The organism is Lentiprolixibacter sp., assembly GCF_982873095.1.
This window is the reverse complement of the sequence record NZ_CEYNTP010000226.1, coordinates 1-4,503: the sequence shown is the minus strand read 5'-3', so window position 1 is coordinate 4,503 and position 4,503 is coordinate 1. Positions and strand designations below refer to the sequence as shown.

The 4,503-nt window shown below is 45.9% G+C and carries 4 protein-coding genes; 2 read left to right on the top strand and 2 right to left on the bottom strand.

Translation table 11 applies throughout. The annotated features are described in order from the left end of the window. Positions 1-116, bottom strand: a 116-nt coding sequence (locus tag AC4E7D_RS11980) for a 3-keto-5-aminohexanoate cleavage protein (protein ID WP_490174028.1), incomplete at its 3' end; no start/stop codon positions are given. Between the two features lie 177 nt (positions 117-293). Here AC4E7D_RS11980 and AC4E7D_RS11975 point away from each other — a divergent pair. Continuing rightward, positions 294-1,160, top strand: coding sequence for a hydroxymethylglutaryl-CoA lyase (locus tag AC4E7D_RS11975; protein WP_490174026.1), 867 nt, complete (start codon positions 294-296; stop codon positions 1,158-1,160). 12 nt (positions 1,161-1,172) lie between these two features. Here AC4E7D_RS11975 and AC4E7D_RS11970 read toward each other — a convergent pair whose 3' ends face one another. Continuing rightward, positions 1,173-3,401 carry a TonB-dependent receptor family protein gene (locus AC4E7D_RS11970; RefSeq protein ID WP_490174027.1) on the bottom strand — a complete coding sequence of 743 codons (2,229 nt, stop codon included), beginning with the start codon at positions 3,399-3,401 and terminating at the stop codon, positions 1,173-1,175. 233 nt (positions 3,402-3,634) lie between these two features. On the opposite strand from AC4E7D_RS11970, the gene guaB reads away from it, so the two are divergent. Further along, positions 3,635-4,503 (top strand): IMP dehydrogenase (gene guaB, locus AC4E7D_RS11965; protein WP_490174025.1); only part of this gene is annotated, 869 nt, incomplete at its 3' end.

Below are 4,503 nucleotides of genomic sequence, written 5' to 3'. Positions count from 1 at the left end.
CAGGCTTTGTGGACATCCTCCACAATTTCACTGACACTAACGGGAACATGAGGGGTCATCGCTTTTGTGGGTATCATTCCTGTAGGAGTGAAATTGATTATCAAATTGTTTTCCATTGACTAAAAATTTTAATAAGCTGATGGATGTTGCACTAATGAAGTACTAAAATTAATATGGTTTATAATTCTGGTCATGATAAATAGACAGACACCTGAAATATGCGACGAGTGGTAGAACAGGCCTTAGGTGCTTAAGGAATTAGTGGTAATTTTGTTAGAGAAATCAGGGAGTTTATGCCGGATCGTGTAAAAATAGTCGAATGTCCACGGGATGCCATGCAGGGCATAAAGGCTATCATTCCTGCTCACGAGAAGGTGAAGTACCTGCAGGCCCTTTTAAATTGCGGGTTCCATACCCTGGACTTCGGAAGTTTTGTTTCCCCCAGGGCGATACCGCAGATGGCAGATTCTGCAGAGGTCTTGAAAGGTCTGGATTTAAGTCAGACGCAAAGCCGTTTGTTGGCCATAGTGGCCAACCTGAGAGGGGCAACAGATGCCTGTGTGTTTGATGAAATCAGGTACCTGGGATACCCCTTTTCTATTTCTGAGAACTTCCAGATGCGGAATACCCATAAGACGATAGCTCAGTCTGTTGAAGTGCTTGAAGGCATACTGGATTTAAGTGAAAAAGCTGGCAAAGAGGTGGTAACCTATATTTCCATGGGTTTCGGAAATCCCTACGGAGATCCCTGGAGTGTTGAAATTGTGGGGGAATGGACCGAAAAACTCGCTTCTATGGGGGTAAAGATCCTTTCTTTATCAGATACTGTCGGGTCGTCTACTTCGGGGATGATCAAACAGCTTTTTCAGGAATTGATCCCATTGTACCCGGATATTGAATTCGGGGCCCACCTGCATACCACTCCTTCAACGTGGTATGAAAAGGTTCATGCGGCATTTGAAGGGGGCTGCAGGCGATTTGACGGGGCCATACAGGGATTCGGGGGCTGTCCTATGGCCAAAGATGAACTCACCGGAAATATGCCTACCGAAAAACTACTCTCATATTTCACATCAAACAAAGTGGCTACAGGCGTAAACTGGATGGCCTTTGAAGCAGCATATAACAAGGCCAAGGATCTTTTTTCACGTTATTATTAAACGATCCTCCCTTTAGTACGTCAAAAGGACGCCAATACTGGCATTAAAGGGCAAACCCGGCCGCAATCCTGCGGGAACACGTGCGACAGCATAGGTTTCATCTGTAAGGTTGATAATGTTGGCGGTGAGTCCCAGGTTTTTGGAAAGCCGGTATTTTCCAGACATATCTACTATGAAGTTGGAAGCTACCTTTTCATCCTGGGGGATGGCTCCCGTGCCCGCTTCGGTCCTGAATTCTCCGTTAAACCTGCCGCTTACATTGATCTCAAAATCCTTGTGTTCCAGGGATAAGCTGGTATTAAACTGGTGTTTGGCGATGTATGGCAATTCGTCCCCTACATTCACTTCTCCCCATAGATCTTCCTCACTTCCGAAACTGTTGCGAAACTCAGTATCGGTATAGGTATAAGCAAACGTTATCGGTAGCTTCAATTTGTCATTTTCGCTAAGTAAATCATAATTCAGCAAAAGCTCCAGACCACTCACATTTACCTCTCCCGCATTGAACTGCTCCAGGGATCCGGTGCCTCCTGTTGCGGCTAGATCGCTTCCCAATAGGTTGCTATAATCATTGAAGAACCCTATGACCTCCCCTGTTATGCCCAGAAAGCTGAAACGGGTTCCGAGTTCCAGATTAATACTTTCTTCTGCCTTTTCTCCTTCTTTGCTGGTAGGAGGGGAAAATCCTTTGTGGATCCCTCCGAATACGGAAAAATTATCCAGATTGTAATTAAACCCTACTCCGGGGATAAACACGTTTACCTGGTTTTCCCTTTCGCTCAGGTCTATTCCAGTGCGATCTACATCATTACTGCCATAATTACGCCGGCCCAGACGGATGCTCTCAAAACGCATTCCCGGTGTAAGGGTAAGGTCGCGGTATTTAACTTTGTACAAGGCATAGCTTGAAAAAGCCCGGGCATCACTGATTCGGTTAGCGTCCGTTCCAGGGGTCCCTGCGTTGGTCAGGTTCATGATGCCGTCTGTAATTCCATAGGCATCTACCCATTGAAACCGGTCTTCTTCATCGTAATGGTAACGCAGCCCGATTTCAATATCATGAAAAGTTGTTTCCCCTTTCCAGTGGTAATCGAATTTCGTCTGAATACCTGTTGATATGTAATCCCGGTTATTGGCCTTAACCAGTAAGGCATCTGCAGTAGTATCCGTGTTGCCGTTAATCAGGCTGAAGTATTCAGGAAAAAGTTCGGGGTCATCGAGGATGGTTGACAAACCCTGTCGCTCTCCGTTCAGTGTTACCCCGTCCAGTTTGTACCAGTTCCTGCTGAATTTATTGTAATAAGCCGTGGTAGACAAACTGAAAAAGTCATTGAACCGGAATGTATGGGTCCCCATGAATTGCAAGTGGTCATTGGTCATTTGATCCACTTGTGATGCTGCGTATCTGCGGAAAGGACTGCTACCAAAATCCGCATCGGTAAGGCCGAGATAGGTTTCATCGGACACTTCGTCAGAATATTGAAATTTCAAGACAAAAGACTGTGGAAGTTTTGCCTCAGGTCCGGAATTCACCCGGAATTTCGCTACCAGATCATTTTTGTCAAAACCGGTATCTCCGCCGTTATCAAGTTCTTTAAACCCATTGGAATTAAAGTTGAGGTATTCAACAGCATAACCAAAGCGCTCCCTGGAATCCCCCAGTTTGGCGTGTATCCTGCTGCTGTTGAAACTTCCATAACCGCCGCTCAGGCTCGCCTGGAAAGCTTCGGGTATGGGCATGGATATCATATTAATCGCCCCACCCGTGGTAAAGGGCCCATATTGTACCTGACTGCTCCCTTTCAGTATTTCAACGGCCTGCATGCGTGCAACAGATGGAAAATAGTAGGCTGCGGGGGCACTATAAGGGGCTGGAGCGATAAGGACCCCATCTTCCATGAGGGTGATCTTTGCACTGCGCTCTGGTGAGGTCCCCCTCAAACTGATATTTGGCCGAAGTCCGAAACCATCTTCTTCGTATACGGTAACTCCCGGAACGGTTCGCAAAACCCTGTTGATATCCGTATAATCGAATTTTTTAAGTTCTTTGGGGGAAATATAATAGGCTGCCCCGGTGCGATTGCGAGCCTGGAATTTGCTGCCCAGGATCTCATTTGCCTGTAAGACCACCTCATCCAGACGGACCAGGGTGGAGTCGCGGTGATAAGTTATGCTGTTTTGCGCTTTAACACTAGTAAATGAAGCAGCTAATACCAGTAAAATCAGCAGTTGAACCTTCATCATTTTATTTAGATTTAATAAAAATAGAAAGATATTACAGAACAAATGTATACGAAATGAACCGTTCAAACAAGCTTATTTGGATAGATTATAAATAAGAATTTCTTAACAATTTGTTATCAAAGCATTAGGTATAAACTTTAACATTTTTGGGGTGTTCTGGTTTTTGGTGAGTGGAAGAAACTAGCAGATAAAAAAACCGTATATTTGCACGCAATTAATCCTTAATTGCCATGGACGCTCACCTTAAGAAGATCCTTGGAGAAGGGCTCACCTATGACGATGTCCTTCTCGTTCCTGCTTACTCAGAAATCCTCCCAAGGGAGGTAAATATCTCCTCGCAATTTACCCGAAACATCACCCTTAATGTTCCAGTAGTGTCTGCAGCCATGGATACCGTGACGGAATCTAAAATGGCCATTGCCATGGCAAGGGAAGGGGGCATCGGAGTGCTGCACAAAAACATGACCATTGCTAATCAGGCCATGAAGGTGCGTAAGGTGAAACGTGCCGAGAGCGGTATGATTATGGATCCGGTTACGCTGCCCCTGACAGCCATCGTGCAGGACGCAAAGGAATCCATGCGGGAGCATAGTATCGGGGGGATCCCAATTGTAGATAAAAACAACAAGTTGGCAGGTATTGTAACTAACCGCGACCTGCGTTTTGAAAAGAACAACAAACGGCCTATAACCGAGGTGATGACTTCGGAAAACCTGGTTACCGTGGGGGAAGGCACTTCATTAGAAGAGGCGGAAGAAATCCTGCAGGCCAACAAAATTGAAAAATTACCGGTGGTAAATGCCGATAATACATTAGTGGGTCTGATCACCTTCCGGGATATCACCAAGCTTACTCAAAAACCCATCGCAAATAAGGACAAATACGGCCGTCTCCGGGTAGCCGCCGCAATTGGTGTCACCTCTGATGCGGCAGAACGCGCTGCGGCACTTGTACAGGCAGGGGTTGATGCCGTGGTAATTGATACGGCACATGGACATACCAAAGGAGTAATTTCTGTGTTGAAACAGGTAAAGGACAACCATCCAGAACTGGATGTGGTAGTAGGCAATATAGCGACAGCCGAGGCAGCAAAATACCT

Coding starts and splice junctions, on each gene's coding strand:
- AC4E7D_RS11975 (WP_490174026.1), top strand. CDS start 294: ATGCCGGATCGTGTAAAAATAGTCGAATGTCCACGGGATGCCATGCAG.
- AC4E7D_RS11970 (WP_490174027.1), bottom strand. CDS start 3,401: ATGAAGGTTCAACTGCTGATTTTACTGGTATTAGCTGCTTCATTTACT.